31 protein-coding genes and 1 tRNA gene are annotated in these 18816 nt (G+C 39.5%); 29 read left to right on the top strand and 3 right to left on the bottom strand.

The genetic code is table 11. From position 1 onward, the window contains the following. Positions 1-102 precede the first annotated feature (102 nt). From istA to ABES52_RS06110, 5 genes are all read left to right on the top strand, one after another. Positions 103-1365 carry an IS21 family transposase gene (gene istA, locus ABES52_RS06130; RefSeq protein WP_429649999.1) on the top strand — a complete coding sequence of 421 codons (1263 nt, stop codon included), beginning with the start codon at positions 103-105 and terminating at the stop codon, positions 1363-1365. After that, positions 1362-2126: an IS21-like element helper ATPase IstB gene (gene istB, locus ABES52_RS06125; RefSeq protein ID WP_429649997.1), complete on the top strand. Its 765-nt coding sequence runs from the start codon at positions 1362-1364 to the stop codon at positions 2124-2126. The genes istA and istB overlap by 4 nt, the downstream gene beginning before the upstream one ends. A 60-nt stretch (positions 2127-2186) precedes the next feature. Continuing rightward, complete coding sequence (locus ABES52_RS06120) at positions 2187-2606, top strand: hypothetical protein (protein ID WP_429650003.1); 420 nt, start codon at positions 2187-2189, stop codon at positions 2604-2606. Positions 2607-2765: 159 nt separating this feature from the next. Next, on the top strand, positions 2766-3236 hold the full coding sequence (locus ABES52_RS06115) for a CBO0543 family protein (RefSeq protein WP_429649995.1): 471 nt from the start codon (positions 2766-2768) through the stop codon (positions 3234-3236). A gap of 463 nt (positions 3237-3699) precedes the next feature. Next, positions 3700-3782 (top strand) — tRNA-Leu (locus ABES52_RS06110). Between the two features lie 135 nt (positions 3783-3917). On the opposite strand, the gene ABES52_RS06105 is transcribed toward ABES52_RS06110, so the two are convergent. Next, positions 3918-5051: a site-specific integrase gene (locus ABES52_RS06105; RefSeq protein WP_429649993.1), complete on the bottom strand. Its 1134-nt coding sequence runs from the start codon at positions 5049-5051 to the stop codon at positions 3918-3920. A gap of 68 nt (positions 5052-5119) precedes the next feature. Continuing rightward, on the bottom strand, positions 5120-5824 hold the full coding sequence (locus ABES52_RS06100; RefSeq protein ID WP_429649991.1) for an XRE family transcriptional regulator: 705 nt from the start codon (positions 5822-5824) through the stop codon (positions 5120-5122). A 201-nt stretch (positions 5825-6025) separates the two neighbouring features. On the opposite strand from ABES52_RS06100, the gene ABES52_RS06095 reads away from it, so the two are divergent. The 4 genes from ABES52_RS06095 to ABES52_RS06080 are packed head-to-tail and all read left to right on the top strand — an operon-like array spanning position 6026 to position 6922. Beyond that, the gene (locus ABES52_RS06095) at positions 6026-6250 is read left to right on the top strand and encodes a helix-turn-helix transcriptional regulator (RefSeq protein WP_429649989.1); all 225 of its coding nucleotides are present in this window, start codon (positions 6026-6028) and stop codon (positions 6248-6250) included. A 13-nt stretch (positions 6251-6263) separates the two neighbouring features. Further along, positions 6264-6497 (top strand): DUF771 domain-containing protein, encoded by a 234-nt coding sequence (locus ABES52_RS06090; protein WP_429649987.1) that lies wholly within the window; start codon positions 6264-6266, stop codon positions 6495-6497. Between the two features lie 15 nt (positions 6498-6512). Then, positions 6513-6686 carry a hypothetical protein gene (locus tag ABES52_RS06085; RefSeq protein WP_429649985.1) on the top strand — a complete coding sequence of 58 codons (174 nt, stop codon included), beginning with the start codon at positions 6513-6515 and terminating at the stop codon, positions 6684-6686. Positions 6687-6733: 47 nt separating this feature from the next. After that, positions 6734-6922, top strand: coding sequence for a hypothetical protein (locus tag ABES52_RS06080; RefSeq protein WP_429649983.1), 189 nt, complete (start codon positions 6734-6736; stop codon positions 6920-6922). 4 nt (positions 6923-6926) lie between these two features. Here ABES52_RS06080 and ABES52_RS06075 read toward each other — a convergent pair whose 3' ends face one another. Beyond that, a complete protein-coding gene (locus ABES52_RS06075; protein WP_429649981.1) occupies positions 6927-7301 on the bottom strand; it encodes a DUF2513 domain-containing protein in 375 nt (124 codons plus the stop codon). Between the two features lie 72 nt (positions 7302-7373). On the opposite strand from ABES52_RS06075, the gene ABES52_RS06070 reads away from it, so the two are divergent. The 20 genes from ABES52_RS06070 (at position 7374) to ABES52_RS05975 (ending at position 18749) form a co-directional block, all read left to right on the top strand. After that, a complete protein-coding gene (locus ABES52_RS06070) occupies positions 7374-8114 on the top strand; it encodes a phage antirepressor KilAC domain-containing protein (protein ID WP_429649979.1) in 741 nt (246 codons plus the stop codon). Then, positions 8111-8377: a hypothetical protein gene (locus tag ABES52_RS06065; RefSeq protein WP_429649977.1), complete on the top strand. Its 267-nt coding sequence runs from the start codon at positions 8111-8113 to the stop codon at positions 8375-8377. The genes ABES52_RS06070 and ABES52_RS06065 overlap by 4 nt, the downstream gene beginning before the upstream one ends. Next, a complete protein-coding gene (locus ABES52_RS06060; protein WP_429649975.1) occupies positions 8374-8544 on the top strand; it encodes a hypothetical protein in 171 nt (56 codons plus the stop codon). Before ABES52_RS06065 ends, ABES52_RS06060 begins: the two co-directional genes overlap by 4 nt. Positions 8545-8737: 193 nt before the next feature. Continuing rightward, a complete protein-coding gene (locus ABES52_RS06055; protein WP_429649973.1) occupies positions 8738-8959 on the top strand; it encodes a hypothetical protein in 222 nt (73 codons plus the stop codon). A gap of 115 nt (positions 8960-9074) precedes the next feature. After that, the gene (locus ABES52_RS06050; RefSeq protein WP_429649971.1) at positions 9075-10010 is read left to right on the top strand and encodes a YqaJ viral recombinase family nuclease; all 936 of its coding nucleotides are present in this window, start codon (positions 9075-9077) and stop codon (positions 10008-10010) included. Positions 10011-10163: 153 nt separating this feature from the next. After that, positions 10164-11009, top strand: a complete 846-nt coding sequence (gene recT, locus ABES52_RS06045) for a recombination protein RecT (protein ID WP_429649969.1) — start codon at positions 10164-10166, stop codon at positions 11007-11009. Positions 11010-11181: 172 nt separating this feature from the next. Next, positions 11182-12018 carry a replication protein gene (locus tag ABES52_RS06040; RefSeq protein ID WP_429649967.1) on the top strand — a complete coding sequence of 279 codons (837 nt, stop codon included), beginning with the start codon at positions 11182-11184 and terminating at the stop codon, positions 12016-12018. After that, a complete protein-coding gene (locus tag ABES52_RS06035) occupies positions 12015-13268 on the top strand; it encodes a replicative DNA helicase (protein WP_429649965.1) in 1254 nt (417 codons plus the stop codon). Before ABES52_RS06040 ends, ABES52_RS06035 begins: the two co-directional genes overlap by 4 nt. Continuing rightward, complete coding sequence (locus ABES52_RS06030) at positions 13243-13668, top strand: hypothetical protein (RefSeq protein WP_429649963.1); 426 nt, start codon at positions 13243-13245, stop codon at positions 13666-13668. Before ABES52_RS06035 ends, ABES52_RS06030 begins: the two co-directional genes overlap by 26 nt. 4 nt (positions 13669-13672) lie before the next feature. Further along, on the top strand, positions 13673-13840 hold the full coding sequence (locus ABES52_RS06025) for a hypothetical protein (RefSeq protein ID WP_429649961.1): 168 nt from the start codon (positions 13673-13675) through the stop codon (positions 13838-13840). Positions 13841-13980: 140 nt separating this feature from the next. Beyond that, positions 13981-14559 carry a dUTP diphosphatase gene (locus tag ABES52_RS06020; protein ID WP_429649959.1) on the top strand — a complete coding sequence of 193 codons (579 nt, stop codon included), beginning with the start codon at positions 13981-13983 and terminating at the stop codon, positions 14557-14559. 184 nt (positions 14560-14743) lie between these two features. Further along, entirely contained in the window at positions 14744-15232 is a 489-nt protein-coding gene (locus ABES52_RS06015) for a crossover junction endodeoxyribonuclease RuvC (RefSeq protein WP_429649957.1), read from the top strand. A 25-nt stretch (positions 15233-15257) separates the two neighbouring features. Continuing rightward, positions 15258-15782: a putative metallopeptidase gene (locus tag ABES52_RS06010; RefSeq protein WP_429649955.1), complete on the top strand. Its 525-nt coding sequence runs from the start codon at positions 15258-15260 to the stop codon at positions 15780-15782. Positions 15783-15832: 50 nt separating this feature from the next. After that, a complete protein-coding gene (locus tag ABES52_RS06005) occupies positions 15833-16420 on the top strand; it encodes a hypothetical protein (RefSeq protein ID WP_429649953.1) in 588 nt (195 codons plus the stop codon). A 4-nt stretch (positions 16421-16424) separates the two neighbouring features. Continuing rightward, positions 16425-16562, top strand: coding sequence for a hypothetical protein (locus tag ABES52_RS06000; protein ID WP_429649951.1), 138 nt, complete (start codon positions 16425-16427; stop codon positions 16560-16562). Then, on the top strand, positions 16562-16813 hold the full coding sequence (locus ABES52_RS05995) for a hypothetical protein (RefSeq protein ID WP_429649949.1): 252 nt from the start codon (positions 16562-16564) through the stop codon (positions 16811-16813). Before ABES52_RS06000 ends, ABES52_RS05995 begins: the two co-directional genes overlap by 1 nt. A 29-nt stretch (positions 16814-16842) precedes the next feature. After that, positions 16843-17022, top strand: coding sequence for a hypothetical protein (locus ABES52_RS05990; protein ID WP_429649947.1), 180 nt, complete (start codon positions 16843-16845; stop codon positions 17020-17022). 86 nt (positions 17023-17108) lie between these two features. Further along, complete coding sequence (locus ABES52_RS05985; protein ID WP_429649945.1) at positions 17109-17558, top strand: ArpU family phage packaging/lysis transcriptional regulator; 450 nt, start codon at positions 17109-17111, stop codon at positions 17556-17558. A gap of 245 nt (positions 17559-17803) precedes the next feature. Next, on the top strand, positions 17804-18271 hold the full coding sequence (locus ABES52_RS05980) for a hypothetical protein (protein WP_429649943.1): 468 nt from the start codon (positions 17804-17806) through the stop codon (positions 18269-18271). Positions 18272-18278: 7 nt separating this feature from the next. Beyond that, positions 18279-18749, top strand: coding sequence for a hypothetical protein (locus tag ABES52_RS05975; protein WP_429649941.1), 471 nt, complete (start codon positions 18279-18281; stop codon positions 18747-18749). The last annotated feature ends 67 nt before the right edge of the window (positions 18750-18816 follow it).

Here is an 18816-nt window from a genome sequence, read left to right as displayed (position 1 = left end):
TGTCAACAACGGTGATAAAATCCCCAATAACAACGGTTTAAAATTCCCCAATAATAACAGATAATCGTTTCAAAACAACATCATAGATGGAGTGGAGAAACGATGCTGAAGATAGGGGATTTTTTTATGATTCGAGAATTATATCAAAAAGGTTGGACTCAAACTGCAATCGCTAAAGAAACAGGATTTGATCGTAAAACCATTCGCAAGTATCTAAATACGGATAAGTTACCAGAGCGTAAATCCGATGGGAAAAAGAAAGAAAAGAAACTCGATCCCTATAAAGACTACTTACTGCAAAGAATAAAAGAGGGGACCACCAATTGTGTGGTTCTTATGGAAGAAATTCAGGCGATGGGGTATGCAGGAAAAATGACTATATTAAGAGACTTTGTTCGTCCGTATCGAGAGAAGCCGAAGAAACAAGCTACCTTACGGTATGAAACGCCACCGGGCAAACAAGCCCAAATGGATTGGGCGCACGTAGGAAAATATCTAGTCGATGGTCAGAATCAAGAAATTTATGCTTTTGTGATGGTACTGGGGTATTCCCGAATGAAATATATCGAGTTTACTACCAATATGAATATGGAAACATTAATGAAATGTCATATGAACGCATTTTCTTACTTTAATGGGATTCCTCAACAGATTCTGTATGACAACATGAAAACCGTCGTGGTAAAGCACAGTCCTACTGAAATTCGATTTAACCGAACATTTGAAGATTTTCTTGCTTATTATGGAATCATTCCGAAAGCTTGTCGACCGAAGCGTCCGCAAACAAAAGGAAAAGTAGAAAGAGTGGTCAGTTACTTAAAGAATAATTTCTTTCAGAGAAAGCATGAACCTACTCTCGTTGCATTAAACGAGGCAATTCGTGTCTGGCTGGATCAAGTGGCTAATCAAAAGCCAAATCAAACAACAAATGAACCACCGGTACTCCGTTTGGAGAAGGAACAGAAGTTTCTGCAGGCATGGGGAGTCAAACCATTATTTCCAACTTGTCGATGGGAAACACGAGAAGTCAGTCGAGATTGTTTTGTATCATACAGAGGAAAGAAATATTCCGTTCCTTATCGTTATGCAGGGCAAACCGTAAAGGTAAAAGAAACGCTTGACCATCATATTGAAATTTATGATGAGTATGAATGTATTGCCCAACACCCTATTTTAACAGGAAAAGCAACTGTTCATGTTCATATGGAACATTATGGAGAGTTACATAAAAAAGAAAAAGGACAGAGAATATTAGACGTTCAGGGTTTGGCGGCCAACGAACATCATTCTCCTGTCCCCTCTCCTAAAGTAGAACAACGTCCTCTCGCTGCCTATGCAGCCTTGGAAGAAGGTGAGACTGTATGATGAATGAATTGATGATTGAACGTTTAAAAAAGCTTGGTTGGTATCACACAGCCCACCAACTCGATCACTTATTAGAAGACGCTTCTAGAGATAATGTATCATATTCTGAGTTTCTAAATACAATTGTTTTACAAGAAATTGAATATCAAGAGTCGCAACAACTTCAAAAACGTATGAAAAGAGCCAAGTTGCCATATATGAAAACCATTCATGATTTTGACTTCTCGTTTCAACCGAGTATCAGTGAAAAAAGGGTGAAAGAAACGCTTACCTGCAGATTCATTGGCAATGGGGAAAATCGAATTCTTTTAGGTCCACCAGGTGTTGGAAAAACACATTTAGCGATTTCCTTTGCGGTAGAAGCAATTACAAAAGGATACACAGCTCTGTTCTTAACGGCAGATGATTTAGTAGCTGAATGCCGAAAGGCAACAGAAAAGGGGACCCTCCAGCGATTGGTTAATCGTTGGAGTCGTCCAGATGTGCTAATCGTTGATGAAGTTGGATACTTTCCTTTTGATGAACTAGCAGCGAATGTCTTTTTTCAGGTTGTGTCAAAACGTTATGAACAAGGTTCTATGATACTCACATCGAATAAATCCTATCTTGAATGGGGAAAAGTGTTTGGGGATGAAGTTTTAGCTACAGCTATTCTAGATCGTTTATTGCATCACGCCATTACCTTTAATATCAAAGGCGATTCTTATCGTCTCAAAGAAAAGAAAAAAGCAGGCATTTATCCTGCCAATTTATCAAATTAAACGTTCATAATGGGGAATTTCATTTCGTTGAAATTGAGGAATTTTAAAACGTTGTTGACAATGAGAAATATTGCTGCTTTATTTTCCATTCTTATGCCCGGATTCGGACAAATTTATAATGGTCAGTTCTTGAAAGGTGTCTTCTTTTTAATAGTTGAACACTTTGATAATATATTTGGACATATAAACCATGCCATTTATCTTGATTTTAATGGATTCCACCAACAGGCTATAGATGTGACAAATTTTCAATTCATGTTATTTTACCCTGGATTTTATGTTTATGTAGTATGGGATGCTTGGTATTATGCAAAACCTAATGCTGACAAGTCAAAGACCGCTATTCCATTTATCATTGCCGGTTTCCTGGGAGAGTTGAGTGCAATATATGCACCGAAACTAGCCATCCCCACTTTAACCGTAGGATTGGTAATGATTATTCCTATGCTTTGTGGAATGTTCATATTTAGGAACCAATAAAGATATGGCCCTAACCCAATTTATGAAACTAAAGAAGCTATTTGTAAGATTTTTTTCAATGAGATAGATGAAAAATGTATTTTGGAGAGGTTTACTCGGAAATGCCTTCATATATACGGTTGGAAGAAAAAATTTAACGATGGGAGAATACATGATTCAATGGACAGAATATTATTGTGGTGTTTTTTAATCATTGGATTTGGATTAATTATTTTCAGTTTAAGAAAACCACTCCTTCTGAAAGACACGATTTTAATTTTCTTAATGAAAGCTTATTTTTCATCATTTATTGGGGTTTTTGTTGTAGAAGAAAAAATGGTTGAATACCCTGTAAGGTTTTTAAGTAAATATTTCGATGCAAGTCTTCTTTTTGAATATATTCTTTATCCCATTATGTGTGTTTACTTCTATCAAACAACTGTACATTCAAGATTTCTAGGCATTGTTCTACAATGTGCATTGTATACCGCTGGATTAACGATAATTGAGGTCATTTGTGAAAAATATACCGATTTAATTACATACCATTCATGGACCTGGATGCACTCGTATGTAACCATCTTTCTTTTATCTCTTACAGTACGTCTCCTTTTGCAATTGATAAATAAAATAGAAATATCAAAGGTATAATGGTTCATTAAACCGAAACTGTGTGATTTCAGATTTTTAATTCTTTCTGTTTAACATAAAAAGTGATGCTACCTAAGTGATTTTACCTATTGCGTTCAGTAACCAATGTTTGTTAGATTTTCCTTGAGGCCACGATTTCCCTCAAGTATAACTAATGTTACTATTTAATGATTTAATCCTTCACCTTGAATGGTTGAAAAATGAACAAATATAACATTTCTGCCGTCAACATAGGTTGTTCTCATCTCAAGTCAAAAAAATAATAAAACATATGCATAAGTTCCCTTGAAATAAAAACAAGGATCGCTGCCCAAAATTTAGGTGCAGTTTAAAAAACAGATTGACTTACGTTTGCGTCCGTGTTATATTATTCATTGTCGACAGACACGCACGACTTGTAGTAACGTACCTTGAAGAGTGATCGTCTAACTGAATAATTCGTTGTTAATACCAACAAAAACGTGCCGATGTGGCGGAATTGGCAGACGCGCACGACTCAAAATCGTGTTCCCTTGTGGAGTGTGGGTTCGACTCCCACCATCGGCATCATTAGTGTCCGATAGTTCACGAACAAAAATCGTGGAAGCCTTGATACGACTGTGTTTGCAGTCGTTTTTTATTTTTCTGGAATCCGAAAGAATCCGATAGAATTCGAAAAAAATTTGCACGAATTTTGCACGGCTATTTTGCATGATACAAGTCGTCCATGACTTCATCGAGAAGTGTATTTTCCGCTTGTTCTAATTCGTCTAATATATGCGAATATGTCTGTAGCGTAATACCAATATCCTTATGACCAAGTCGTTTTGAAATATATTTGATATTTGCTTTTCTATATAAAAGCATTGAGGCATGAGTATGTCTTAAGGAATGCATGGTAACCTCTTTTAAACCAAGTTTTCTGCAAAGCATTTTTAATGTCTTATTCACTGCATTATTAGATACCAATTCCATTTTTGTGTTAACGAAAACAAGATTTTTTTCATTTCTCAATCCTGTTTTAATTGCGGTTTCATTTTGCGCCTTTTTCAATTCTTTTAACATTTTGCAAGTATCCACATCAATTTTTATCGTCCTTTTTGAAGAATACGTTTTTGTGTCCGCAAAGTCATTTGTATATTTATAATCCCAAGTCTTGTTAATAGTGATCATCCTGTTCTTTAAATCGACACAATCCCATGTGAGTCCGAGGATCTCTGAAAAACGGGCGCCGGTAGCGATTGCGAAGAGAATGATATACCTTGAAATATATTTTGGTCGCATATCCTTTTTGATTTCAGCTATTAGTTTTTTCGCTTCCTCATAGTTGAGATATTTTAATTCCTCATCTTTTCCCTTTTTCTTTCCCTTGACAATTATTTTGTATGTTGGATCCCTCGTTATTATCCCTTCTTCAATTGCAGCCTTTATACATTCTTTGATATAGGTATGCCGTTTTTTCACGGTCTCCGTCGCCCGGTTTTCAGCAATTTCATTGATAAATTTTTGATACATATCGCGGGTCAGTTCTTTCAATTTCACACCTTGAAAATACTGTTCCACAAGTTTGACGGATAATTCCACGTTCTTGTCATGCTCTTTGCTGTGCTTTCCCTTTTTGTATAGTTCAAACCAGTTTCTCATATATTCAGAAAAAAGCTGATCCCCAGCGTTAATGTCATATCCTTTGTGCAATTGCTTTTCCAGTTCCGCAGCCGCAAGATCTGCTTCTTTCTTGGTGCGGAAGCCTCCTTTTGTTTTCGTTTTGTATTTCCCGTTTTCCTTGTATGAAACTCGGTAACGCCAACCGTTTTTCATTTTTTGAATACTGGCCACTTTATTCATCTCCTTTCTAAAAAGATAGGCGGGAGTTACCCGCCTTGATTAAATTCCCGGCCGAAAATTTAATCTAGTACAACTGAGTACCATATGACTTTAGCGTATATCTTTAAATCATTTAATGTGTCATACGGTATAACTAAGTCTCTAAATTTTTTGTCTGTTGATTCGGGGCTAAAGATAAGTACTCGGTCGTCATCATCTCTCCTAAAACGCTTCATGCTGTAATCCCCGTCATAACTGAAAATAACAATGTCATCTTCTTTTACTTCTTCAATTTCAATTGGTTTGCAAATTACGTAAGAGCGGTTAGGGATAACCTTATTCATGCTTTCTCCATTTACCTTCATCGCAAACAATTTTTTATTCATTGAATACTTCCCTAAAAATTTCCTTGAAATTGTGATAGTATCGATGTTTTCTTTTGTTACAGCTTCTATTGTTGCGAGAGCACCAGCTGCAATATCACCGTATAAAGGAAGTGTTACCTTATCTGTTTCATATGCCCGGAACGTCTCTATGAGTTCTTTGCTTTTTTTCTGGTCATATGATTCTTGATCAGATTCTTGATTTGCCATTCTTTCGAGATCGTCTACTGTTATCCCTAACCCTCTACAAATACTTATAACGTTATCAATTGATGCTTTTCCAATTCCACGTTTCAAAATCGATTGTAAAGTTGTCGGAGGAATATTAATGTATTCTGCAAATTGCCTCTTACTGTCAAATTTTTCATCGATAAGCCTTGAAATAATTTCTTCCCTTTTCATCTAATCACCTCACTTTCATTTGTTTTTATGTACGATATTTCGTACATGTTTAATATACCATACAAAATTTCGTATGTAAAGTTTATAATTTACTCAATTTCGCATATTTTTCATAAAAATTTTGTTGACACTAAACGAAACTGCGTATATATTAAAAGTGAATAAACGAAAATGCGTTCATAACAAAAGGGGGTGTACAAAATGTACCGGAATCTAAAAGCAGAAATGGCTAGAAATGATCTTACTATGGGGGACATTGCAAAAGCACTAAATGTTCGAAGAGCAACAATTAGCGACAAAATGAATGGAAAATATCGGTTTTACTATGACGAATGCTTGATAATTAAAAAAACTTTTTTTCCGGATTTACCAATTGAATATTTGTTTGAAAAAGATGATCCGGAAAATAACAAGAAAATTAGCTGAAAGGCGGGATGGCATGAGCAAAGTCTGGTGGTCCATGCAGGATCTTAAAGAAAGAACTGGCTATAGCGAGGACTGGCTAAAGGAAAATATTCTCCTCCAGCCTCGCTACAAAAAAATCCTCGACATCGAAAACGGTGGATTTGTTTACTACCCGGAAAAACGAGGGGAAAGATGGTGTTTCATCGCTTCACGCATGGAGGAATTTTTGCAAAAACACTTTGCTGAAATATTTCGGAAAGCCATTTAAAGGAGGTGAACGGAAATGACAATGCCTAGTGCATACGACTTCAAAACGTTGCCGGAAGCCATTGTATTCTACACACGTAAAGTTGCTGAAGTTACAAAAAATCGCGACCGTGAAATGCACGATGAATTGATGCGATTCAAAAAAGAACTGCATGAACGTATTGATCGTGAATATGATCCAGTCCTTTAGGGCATTCCTTTTGGCGAAAAAGTGGACAAGCAGGGAGGTGAAATCAAATGACGATTTCAGAAGAAAAACGGAAATGGATGCAAGAAGTAGGGATTCAAGAATTTAAGCGACCGATGAAATACCACATTTATGGCTGGTTGTTGTCAGAAGAGTATATAGCGGAAACCTCGCTTGAAGAGCTCAAAGCGAGGCTCGAAAATGTCAAAAATAGTGGTTCAAAACCAATCATTGAGTAGTTAACTATTTCAAGTAGTTCATTACTGCTTGCCAACCTAATTGAGCCAAAATTGTAACGGAAGTGCTAGCTAGATTGCTTGCTGCATCTTTGACTTTCTTCCATATTTTCGGATCGCGTATGTTATCTAGAAATTCATGACCATGCCACGTGATCGAAGAAACGCTTAGTTCATAAATTCCATTATCAGCTTCCAAGTGATTTTCAATAATAAATCCAGCTTCGGCAAGTTTTAGAAGGGCGTATATGCAAGTTTCTTCACCATATTTTTTAAACGAATCAAGTTCTCTTAATTGTGATAGGTAAAAACAATCGTTTAATAGCAGCTTGTCTTCTAGTTCTAGCAACAAATCTCTAACACAATCATGGTTTAGTCGCATACATTCTCACCTCCTCCCATCGTCCTAATTCGACAAGAAGGAGGAAATTCCTACAAAAAGAGAGGGGAAACAATGAGTAATATCCAGGTTTTTAAACATGATTTGTTTGGTGAGCTGCAGGTGTTCATTGAAAACGGAAATGTTTATTTCCCTGCAACAGAAGTTGCAAAAAAATTAGGTTACGCTGATCCACACAAAGCAATTAAACAACATACAAAGGAAAAGGGGTGGGTAAATCGCCCAGTCCCTACAAGTGGCGGAACACAACAAAAGAGATTTATTGATGAGGGTAATCTTTACAGACTTATCGTTAAAAGTCAGTTACCAGTAGCCGAAAAATTCGAATCATGGGTCTTCGATGAAGTCCTTCCGACAATTCGCAAAACCGGCGGCTATGTATCCAACGATGATCTGTTTATTCAAACTTACTTACCATTTGCAGACGATCAAACAAAAATGATGTTCCGCGGCGTTCTAGAAACGGTTCGCAGACAGAACGAACAAATTGCAGCCATGAAGCCGAAAGCCGATTATTTTGATGCTCTGGTTGATCGGAACCTACTCACAAACTTTAGAGACACGGCCAAAGAACTGGAAGTGAAAGAACGGTATTTCATTCAATGGCTCCTTGATAACAAATTCGTCTACCGGGATCAGAAAGGTAAATTGAAGCCATATGCACAGTATGTTCCGGATCTATTCAAATTGAAGGAGTTTACAAGAAACGGAAAAGCCGATGTTCAAACGCTGATTACACCGAAAGGTAGAGAGACATTCCGTCTACTTCTTCAAAAGGAGGTGGCAGTATCATGAACGTCCTTCCACAAGATCGGGAGCTGGCGGAAAAGCTTTGGGGCTGCGGCTGCATCTACTTGGATCGAGCAAGAGTCGCATGGGTAAATTCTTGTTTTGATGATGCGGAGCGATGGATGACAGAGTTTCGACGCTACAAACGCGATTTGGACAAGCTGGTTCGGAAGAAAGAGGAGCATGACAAATTGGCAGAGCTGGTTGCATCGATGAAGGAACGCGGAATAGACATCATGCTCGTTGTGAGAAAGGGGAATGAACAATGACCATTTGCCGGATCAAGAAAGTTTCAGAAGTTCGTAGATGGTGCAAGGAAATGCGTGAAAATCCAGCGTTGTTATTGGCAACTGAATTAAAGGTAAAAGAGGAGCTGTACAAACGCTTTTTACAAAAAGAAACGGCCAGTGCGCCAACACTAGCCGTAGCCAACTAAAACCCAAATCAACACTCACAGACCCATTGTATCATTGCTTGAATCGTTCATCAAGCGCGATAGGCCTAGTGCCTGTCGTCAAGGGTGGGAACGTTGCGCTGACTCCATCCCCCGGTCATCAGCGTTCTCACCTTTGACGATGTGCGCTAGCACATCTTCTACACTATCAATCTATGCGAAAGGAGGGACAAGTATGACAACATCTGTTGAAAATCCGATAATCTCTGACCGTCATCCGATTCGCGATCGAGAGTCAGTCTTCCTCAGAGTAGTTGGCTATTGTACCGGATGCGGTGAGGAAATCTACGAAGGAGATGACATCATCGAGATTGCTGGCGAGATGATCCATGAAAGCAGAGAGTGCGCTTTTGACTATTGCGCCGAAATAGGCTTCGCAAAAACGGCAGGAGAATGAAAAACGCCTCACTTGGCGGAGTGAGACGTTTCGGGAAAGTGATTCCTTTTGAAGAACTGTTATACCTACATAGTACAGGAATCACCTCGCTAAATCAATCACGGAGGGGAGTAACTTGGAAGCTGTTGTTCTCGCAAACACAAATGAAATGAGCCATGAAGAATGGCTGCAGGCTCGTCGGAAAGGAATTGGCGGTTCGGATGCTGCGGCTATTGCAGGTCTGAACAAATGGAAATCTCCTGTTGGGGTGTATCTCGAAAAGATTGGACAAGCCCCAGAGGAAAAGGTGAACAGCGAAGCAGCATATTGGGGCACGATGCTTGAGGATGTCGTAGCTCAAGAATTCGCAAAACGTACAGGTCTAAAAGTTCGTCGCAGAAATGCAATCCTACAGCATCCAAAACATTCTTTTATGTTTGCAAACGTAGATAGATTGATTGTCGGTGAAAAAGCAGGGCTTGAGTGTAAAACGGCAAGTGAATACCTCAAGGAAGAGTGGAAAGACAATGAGGTTCCGGCTGAATATCTCATTCAATGCCAGCACTACATGGCCGTCACTGGTTTTGATTATTGGTGGATTGCAGTTCTCATCGGCGGAAATAAGTTCATCTACAAAAAAATCGAACGAGATGAGGAGATTATTCAGTATCTCATCCAAATTGAGTCAGAATTTTGGAACAATCACGTGTTAAAGAAAAATCCTCCAATGTTCGACGGTTCGGATGCTTCGAGCGATTTGTTGAAGGCTATCTATCCTACAGCCAAATTCGATGATGAAATCGAGCTTCCTACTGATGCTACTGAGTTGATAGCAAAATATGAGCAAGCCAAACAAGAGGAAGCTGAAGCAGCAGAACGCCGAAAGGAAGCTGAAAATCAACTTAAAGCTATGCTTGGGGATTATGAAAAAGGGTTTGCCGGTGAACGAATCGTCACATGGAAAAACGTTCGTAGTAGCCGTGTTGATACGAAGTTACTCAAAGCAAAGTACCCAGAAATATATCAAGAGGTCGCCAAGGAATCGATATCACGGCGATTCGCGATTAAGTAGGTGAATGAGTATGGCAGCTTTTGCATTTGTCAATGGATTAGGTTTTTTAAGAACTAAAACACATTTTGTGATTTGTAATTGGCAATCGTATTTATGGTCCGTTTCCTAACGAAAGTGCAGAAGAAATTCTAAAAATGTTTGAGGAGGATAATGATGGCAACAAACCAAACGCTTAAAAACCAACTAGCAAACAAAGCGAAGAATACGGAGGCGGCACCTCCTTCTCCAGCCCAAACGATAGCGGCATATCTCAAAAAGATGGGACCGGAAATTGAAAAGGCTCTTCCTAAACATATGGATGCCGATCGTATGGCACGAATTGCTCTTACAACTATTCGAACAAATCCAAAACTACTTGAATGCTCTGTTCCTTCGCTTCTTGGTGCGGTTATGCAAGCAGCACAGCTTGGTCTTGAACCAGGATTAATCGGCCATTGTTACTTAGTACCATTTAAAAACGGAAAAACGGGCCAGACAGACGTTCAGTTCATTATCGGTTACAAAGGCATGATTGACCTAGCTCGACGCAGCGGAAACATCGAAAGCATTTATGCTCATGCGGTTTACTCAAACGACACATTCGAATATGAGTACGGCTTACATCCAAAGCTCGTTCATAAGCCAGCGATGACAGACCGCGGTGAATTTATCGGTGCCTATGCGGTTGCTCATTTCAAAGACGGTGGCTATCAATTCGAGTTCATGCCAAAAGAGGAGATTGAAAAACGTCGCAAACGCAGTAAGGCGGCTAACGCTGGTCCGTGGGTGACGGACTATGAGGAAATGGCAAAGAAAACGGTTATCCGTCATATGTGGAAGTACCTGCCGATTTCCATTGAGATTCAACAGCAAGCAGCCCAGGACGAAGTGGTTCGCAAAGATATCACTTCTGAGCCAGAGCACGTCGAGTACATCGAGGGTGAGGCATTTGAGGTTCCTGTTGAAGAGGAACGACCAGAAAACCCTCAACAAGAGGAGATTGTATTTGATGCTGAGTAACGATCCAGTTCCGTATAAAGTCCTCCTCCCTAAATGGATATGGGAGGAGGCAAAAGATAAAGAGGATTTGAAAAAGCTTGTCCTACAGTATATGCAGAGATATCCAGAATATACAGTGAAAAGCGTAAAAGATGGCTTTGCTATTTGCATCCAAAAATAGGAGGTGTTGAGCTTGGCAGACGTACAGCTTGAGAATGGATATACCAAAATTGCAAACGAGATTTTAGAACGAATGGCGCTGACCAAGCTCAGCCCTATCCAATATCGTCTTATCTTCGTCATTTGGCGCTACACTTATGGATTTAATCGAAAGGAACATGAATTTTCTCTTAGCTTTTTTGGAAAAGCAACAAATTATGATGAAAGGCAAATCAGGAGGGAGTTGCAGAAGCTCGAACAAAGAAAGATTATTTTCCAAAAAGTTTCTCCTGGTAAGCCTAGACTAATCAGTTTTAACAAAAATTATGACGAATGGATTCTAGATGAAACAGAGGGTAATTCTACCCCGGGTAAAGTTACCCCGGGTAAAACTACCCAAGGTACCCCGGGTAAAGTTACCCCGGGTGCCCCGGGTAATTCTACCCCCCAAGAAATAAAAAATATAAATAAAAATTTAAATAAAAATGATGATGATATAGGCAAACCTAATCCGTTTATTGAGTTTGAAAATGCGTTTGGTTATCTGCCACCACCAACGTTAATGGATGAGTTTAATTATTGGATTGATAAAAGTCAATTTATTGAACCAGAAGCGATCATTTGTGAGGTAATCAAAAGAGCACGATTACAGTTACCTAGAAATCCATCAAGTTATGTTTCTAAGATTCTAAAAGATCTTCACAATTTAGGCTTATTCACCTTAGATGCCGTGAAGGAGTACAACCAGAAGTTCGATCAGAAAACAAAACAGAGAACAGGAAAAACAAAAGTGGTGGTAACAGAAAAACATGGTCGTGACATACCAAATGATTTTGTATTCGATATTAACGCAGGAGAGGATTGGCCATGATTGCAGAAAAGGCTTTACTTGGTACGTTTCTAAAAAATAACTACTTGCTAAAGGACACGATACTAAAACCGGAACAACTCGAAGACACTCGTCATCAGAAACTCTTTAAAACAATGCTACAGCTCGTGAGAAAGGGAAAGCCCGTCGATGTTGTTACTTTATCGACGGTCCCTATTCTTGAACAACTCGGCGGTATCTCATATATCAATGAACTTGCTTCTTTTGCCGATGCTGAAAAAATCGAAGAATATGAGAGTCTTGTCCTTGATGCCTGGAAAGAACGGGAGAAAAACAACATATTGACCCGGGCCATTCAGGAAGGTTGGGAAATCGGGAAAGTCATCACATCTTTAGACGCTATCAATGAAGCTAAAGTAGATGACCATGCAGCCATAACAGATATCCTTACCGATATGTATGAAGCTCCTTGGAAACCGGAAGAAAAGAAACGAGGTGTCCCGACAGGACTTGCTCAACTCGATAGAATGACAAACGGATTTCAAAACAGCGAAGTAACGGTGATTGCAGCGCGCCCGAGCATGGGTAAGACAGACGTCATGATTCACTTAGCAAAACAAGCAGGCTGGCAAGGATATTTACCGATTGTGTTTTCACTTGAAATGCCGAGCAGAAGCATCACGGACCGTCTGATTGCTTCCACAGGACGATTTAACCGAATGAAGATGAGAAATCTTTACAAAGGACTAACGGATGAACAGAAAAAGATGTGGCCGACCATCATTGGAAGAGTAGCTGACACCAACATTCAGATTTTTGACGGTGCTGGCCAGACAATAGCGGAAATGCGAGCGAAAACAAGAAAGATGATTCATAGTTTCTCAGACAAAAAGCCTGTGATATTCATAGATTACTTGACTTTGATTCGTCCGGCGAATTTTTACGGTGGCAGCGCACATCTTCAAGTGACAGAAATATCAAAAAGTTTGAAGGCGATGGCGAAAGAATTCAATTGTCCGGTCATTACGCTAGCGCAGTTGAATCGGTCAGTCGAACAACGATCGGACAAGCGGCCGATGATGTCAGATATACGCGAATCGGGAAGTGTGGAACAAGACGCGGACCTTATCATCTTCCTGTACCGTGAAAAGTACTACAACAAGGAAACTGATGATGACACGCTAGAACTTATCATCGCCAAAAACCGAAACGGTCCGGTTGGAACGGTTCGGGTCAAGTACAACGAGCATACAGGAGAGATTGTCGATGACTACGGTCAGAGAGCTGTATGAGGAGAGTATCCGATACGAGGAAAAGACACTAGCCCACTACATACTACATTTACTCCAAGAAGGGCAAGTGTCCCTCGACGATGATGCCGACAAGATCGACTTTTTGCAAGCCAATCATGAAAAAGTTGCACAGATGATTGTACAAAATCAGCTCGGATTCAGCGACATAAAGGTTTTCTCACTCAAATATGACGACAAGCTTTTCGCTTTTGTGTTTGCTGCAAGCCAGGAAGAAGCAATTGAGTTTTTCCAAAAGAAGTTCAAGCGAAATCCGAAAAATTGTCACGAATACCCGTTAGATTTTCCAATGTCACGTGGAAATGAATTTCTCACATTTCGAGATATGAGGAAAGAGCATAGCAAATTTCCAGCGTTGGCTGGATTTTATGAAAGGAGGTAAGGCAATGGGTATCCTCTACGAAAAAGTTCAATTTAGCCAGGAACTTAAAAAGCAAATCATCATTCGACAGCTGCTAGACCTTGGCATCACAGAATATCAAAATCAATCAATCTATGATCTTGATTATTACACGTTGCGTCATGTGCTTGCGATAGCAAAGATAAAACTCTAACACACTCGAAATCTTCAAATTTTGACTTCTGTGGCGTTTTTCTTGTGAGGGTAATAGGAAAGTGTTCGAAAGTGAGAAAAACGCTGTACAGGGCAAATATGGGCGTTTAACTAATCAATAACTGAACGAGGTGAAAATTCATGGATTTATCTAAACTTTTTCAGCTGCAACGCCAGTTGGATGAACGAATTGAACGAGAACACCCAAGACAAGAGGGAGAAGATCGGCTGGCAAAGAAAATCCTTGCGTTACAGGTTGAGTTAGGGGAGTTAGCGAACGAATGGCGAGGATTTAAGTTTTGGAGTAATGACCAAGAGCCGAGAACGTATGTACAAATTGGATGTGAAGAATGCGTAAGTGGTCTCACATATTGCGAAGAATGTATCAGAAATCCACTCCTTGAAGAATTCGCAGACGGTTTGCATTTTCTCTTATCTATCGGAAACGACATCAACATGAATGAAGTGTATGAAGATTATGAACCAAAGCCGTTGTATTTCGGTGACGGTGATATTTTAGGGCAATTTATCGCCATATACGATTGGATCAACTCCCTTTATTTCCATCGTCATGAGGATGTTAATGGTGAAATATACGATTTGGTTTTTGCTTACTTTCTCGGACTCGGCAAAATGCTCGGCTTCACCTGGGAGCAGATTGAGAAAGCCTATATGCAGAAGAATACGGTGAATCACCAGCGCCAGGAGAGTGGATATTGATGCGGCGAAAAGACTTCTTGATTTGTCTTAAACGAATCTCTGAAAGAGGGACAATTTGTTACGGTACGCTTTTCCGAGTGAAGAGAACACAAAACGGACTGATTGCAGTATGTGACAAATGCGGCGCGGAGCATACAGTGAAGGACCAACCCATCGAAGTCACCAGTTGAAAGGATGTCAGTATATGAGATTTGTAGGTATTGATCCATCAACGAAAACGGGGCTCGTCATTCTCGAAGACAACAAGGTACATACAGCCGTAGAAATCACATCAAAAGAGAAAAGAGACCCACATAGATTTATGGATATTGCTAAAACAGTAATGAAGTACATTACAGACCACGATGTCATTTGCATCGAAGGCTTTTCCTACAGTTCAAGAGGCGCTGCGGTTAGTGTCCAGTACGGCATCGGCTGGATACTTCGATCAGAGCTAATCAAAGCTGGATTGAGTTACTATGAGGTTCCGCCGTCTTCAGTCAAGAAATTTGCCACAGGCAAAGGAAATGCCAAGAAAGATGAACTGGTTTTGCCGATCTACAAGCGCTGGGGATTTGAACACAACAGCGATAACGTCCGCGATGCGTTTGTGCTAGCCCAAATTGCTCGGGCTTTAAATGGACAAGTTGAGTTAACAAAGTTTCAACAAGAAGCTTTGAATAAAATCTCTTAATCTATCAATCTAGGAGGTTAACAATATGTCCGGAGTATTTTTTAAAGAAGCAACAGAAGTAAGAGAAATTGCTGAGGAATTAATCGATAAGTATCATCCGCATTTAAAAGATGCTAAGGATGTCATTGGCTACTACTTCCGCGAGGGCTCGAGCGATTGGGCGGGAAAGGCCAAAAAATGCACAGCGTTTGAACGATACGTCACAGGAAAAATGCTTTTTGTGTTCATTAGCGCCGATGCATGGAACGCTATGAAGCATGACCAACGTGTTGCTCTCGTCGATCATGAATTGTGTCATTTCGCCCGCAAGAGTTTCAAGGATATTGACCCGAAAACAGGCGATTGGGTTGAAAAATACGAACCAGCAGACCAAGCAGATAGCTGGTCCATCCGTGAACACGACGTTGAAGAATTTTCCGATATTATCAAACGTCATGGTCTATGGGATACAGGAATCGAAAAATTTGCTGCAGCAGTCCGTGAAGTAGATTACCAAATGTCGTTGGAAGACGTTGAGCGTGAAGAAAGAAAGCTTAGAGCTGTGAAGTAAACAAAAGGGAGCAGTTTTCTGCTCCCGAACCATAAAAGAAGGTGAGTAGGATGGCAACCTTAACAAAAATTTCTCCATACCGATCTGGACCACCAAGATTTGGAACAAGGCAATATGTATTCGATAACAGCGTTAAAACATATCAGCTGACGCCAGAGGAACTAGAACAGTTACGAGCAGGGAAAAGTGTAGATGAAATTCTAAAGGAGAGGGAGGAAAAGAAGATGAGCCAACCAAGAGTTATTTCCTATATCAAGTACTTGGAGGTTGAAGCCGAGCGTGATGAGCTGAAAAAGCAACTAGAAGAATTAAAATCAAATTCTGTTCCTAATACTAATAAACAAGAAATCGAACGCCTCAAACGTGAAGTCATCGATGCTCACAAACTAGTCACTGAGAAGGAGAATGAAATTGCTTGTTTGCAAGAACTGTTCGAAACAGCGATGGCGGACAAGGAACGGCTTCATAAAGAGAATTTGTTGCTAGAAAATCAGGTTCAGAGATTGAAAGAGGCTATATCTGAATTAACAGAGCGAAATGACCGATACTCAGACAATTGCATCGATCTTCAACGCGAACTGAAAGCATTACGGCTTTATACGTTACAAAAACTGCAAAAAGATGTCTATGGTGCGTGATCGGATGAAGAAACGCAAACGCAAAGCAAAGTGGTATCTGTTGTTTCGCCGTGAAGATGGACAAGCTGTCTATCGATATGAACCACTGAAAAAATACGAGCTTGATAGCCGTATCAAAAAAGGCTGGAAGCTGGTGATGTGATGGGCAAATCACTACGCAAAATCAAACGTGAGAGGGAGAAAACAACTTCTCCCTTTCATCCAGAAGTAATGAAGGCTTGGAATCGTGGATTTGAAGCAGGAGCCAAACGGCAAAACGAATTAGACACGCAATTGATGTTGGAGTGGCTTGGAAAGTTGGAAGAAATATCAGGCGTCGGTGAAAAGACAGCGTGGAAAATTCGTGAACATTTTCTTGATTTTATGAAGGAAAATAAGCATGGAGTTTCATAGTTGACACATAATGCGAAGGAGGAAAAATGATGAATAAGATGTTTCCTAATCAAAAAGTTAAATGTAATCAATGCGATTGGAAGGGGTTAAGAGAAGAATTAGCAATTGTACCTCGATACGATGGTTATGACGAACTAGGGGAAGCTATCTTTGTTGAAAATTATGAGGGATGCCCTTCTTGTGCTACAGATGACGTTGATATTGCGTAGTACGAAGAAAATATGCAGTAAAAAAGCCAGGATTCCTCCCGGCGTTAGTAGCTCTCTACATTAAGTATAACACGGGAGGGGTCCAAGTGGTGAAGCAATTGTCTTTTTTGCGTGATACAGATGGGGAAAAAACCAAAGAAGCAGTCGAGGCAGCACTTGAAAAATATCGCATGTATATGTTGACAGTTCCAGATGAATTTTTACCACGCGTGACACAGACGTACTCTCTCGTGCCGCCGAGCAACACGAATGCGTTTTACTCATCTACAGAAAGCGCGGCCATCCAAAGAGCAGATTTCGAACGAGAACGTGACGAGTACATGGAGAGAATACGCCGCGCGGTGAATCGGCTCAACAAAACAGAACGGGAATTGATAATCAGACGATATATGACATTGGAAGAGCCTTACGATTACGAAATATACAATGAAATGGGAATCAGTGAATCGAGGTTCTACCGCGTTCGCGAAAAGGCATTCTACAAGCTAGCCTTCGCGCTGCGGATTGAAGTTTACAAGGAAGAGGCACCTGTGTAGGTGTCTTTTTGTTGATATTTGTCGAACTATTTTACTACCATTCTAAAAAAGTAATAGATATAATCAACCTTTGGTAATACGTTTTCTGGAATCAACAGGCTTAATATTATTACTGCGGTATTCCTTATGCCGACTTGTCGATATTTGACGAAATAAACTTGCAGGAAACCAATTCCAGATGTCGAAAATAAATTAACAAAAATATCAATACGGTTGAATATATTATTAGTGCAAAGGTTGGTATTATGAGATTTTTTTTAGGTTTATTCCGAGCAGTGTTAATTTCTGTGAACTTAGTTTTATTAAATTTTATCCCCAACACTGATAATGAAATAAAAATGTTTTTTGCATCTAGGTTAGTTTTTTTCCTGATGTTGATCATCGATTACGCTAATGTTGCATATTACAATAGAAGTATAGAGAGAGGTTTAGGTATTATCGGCGTTCTGATCTCACTTGGTTTTGCAATAATCGAGGGTCTTGCATTTTCTAATCTTTTTACATTATCCGGAAAAATACCTAATTTAATCCTTGTTGGTAATCCAAATAATATGCTAATGAGCAAATTCGGATCATTTAGTTTGGAGGCGTATGTGTTTACTAGCTGGTTGTTTGTTGCGATTTTGTTAGGACTTGAGGTCTTCAACCATGGTATAAGGAGTACCCCAATTGGAAATAAAGGTTACCAAACGAAACCAATTATTGGGAGGTGAAGGCTGAATGCTGACTAATACCCATTTTATTATTTTGGTTGTGGTATTTGTAATCTCCATCTTTTTGGGACTGCTCCTACGAATCTTTTTTCAAGTAAAAGGAAGTAATTTCTTCGTAGATGTTGCAAATATTACTGTACTTACTTTCTTTATGCCGATACTAGCATATAGAGACATTTCTAAGCACAAAACAAAATATATAGCGGAAATAAATAAGGATAATAAGTTGTCCGAAATCGATAAGAAAAAATTAAAAAGAATTCTCAGTTCAAACAAAAAGATAGCGTGGAGAATCTTTTGGGTATCGATAACCAGAACTAAAACCTTTCTTGATCTTCATATTCATATGCTAAATAAATACTACGAGGAACAAGGTTATCGATTGTTGTTTGTATCTAGTGTATCCAAAGTTAATGTAAAGGAACAGCGTATTTACAAATCAGAAATATATAAAAACCTAATTTATGCCTATGCTTAATGGACTGTATAAAAGATAAGCATCGAAAGTGACAAGAAACTGACGGAGAAGTGAAGGAAAAATGACA

The sequence above is a fragment of the Aeribacillus pallidus genome (assembly GCF_050478865.1).
Classification (GTDB): domain Bacteria; phylum Bacillota; class Bacilli; order Bacillales; family JACDOC01; genus JACDOC01.
Note: the sequence above shows the minus strand (reverse complement) of the source record. Positions and strands in the feature narration are given on the sequence as shown.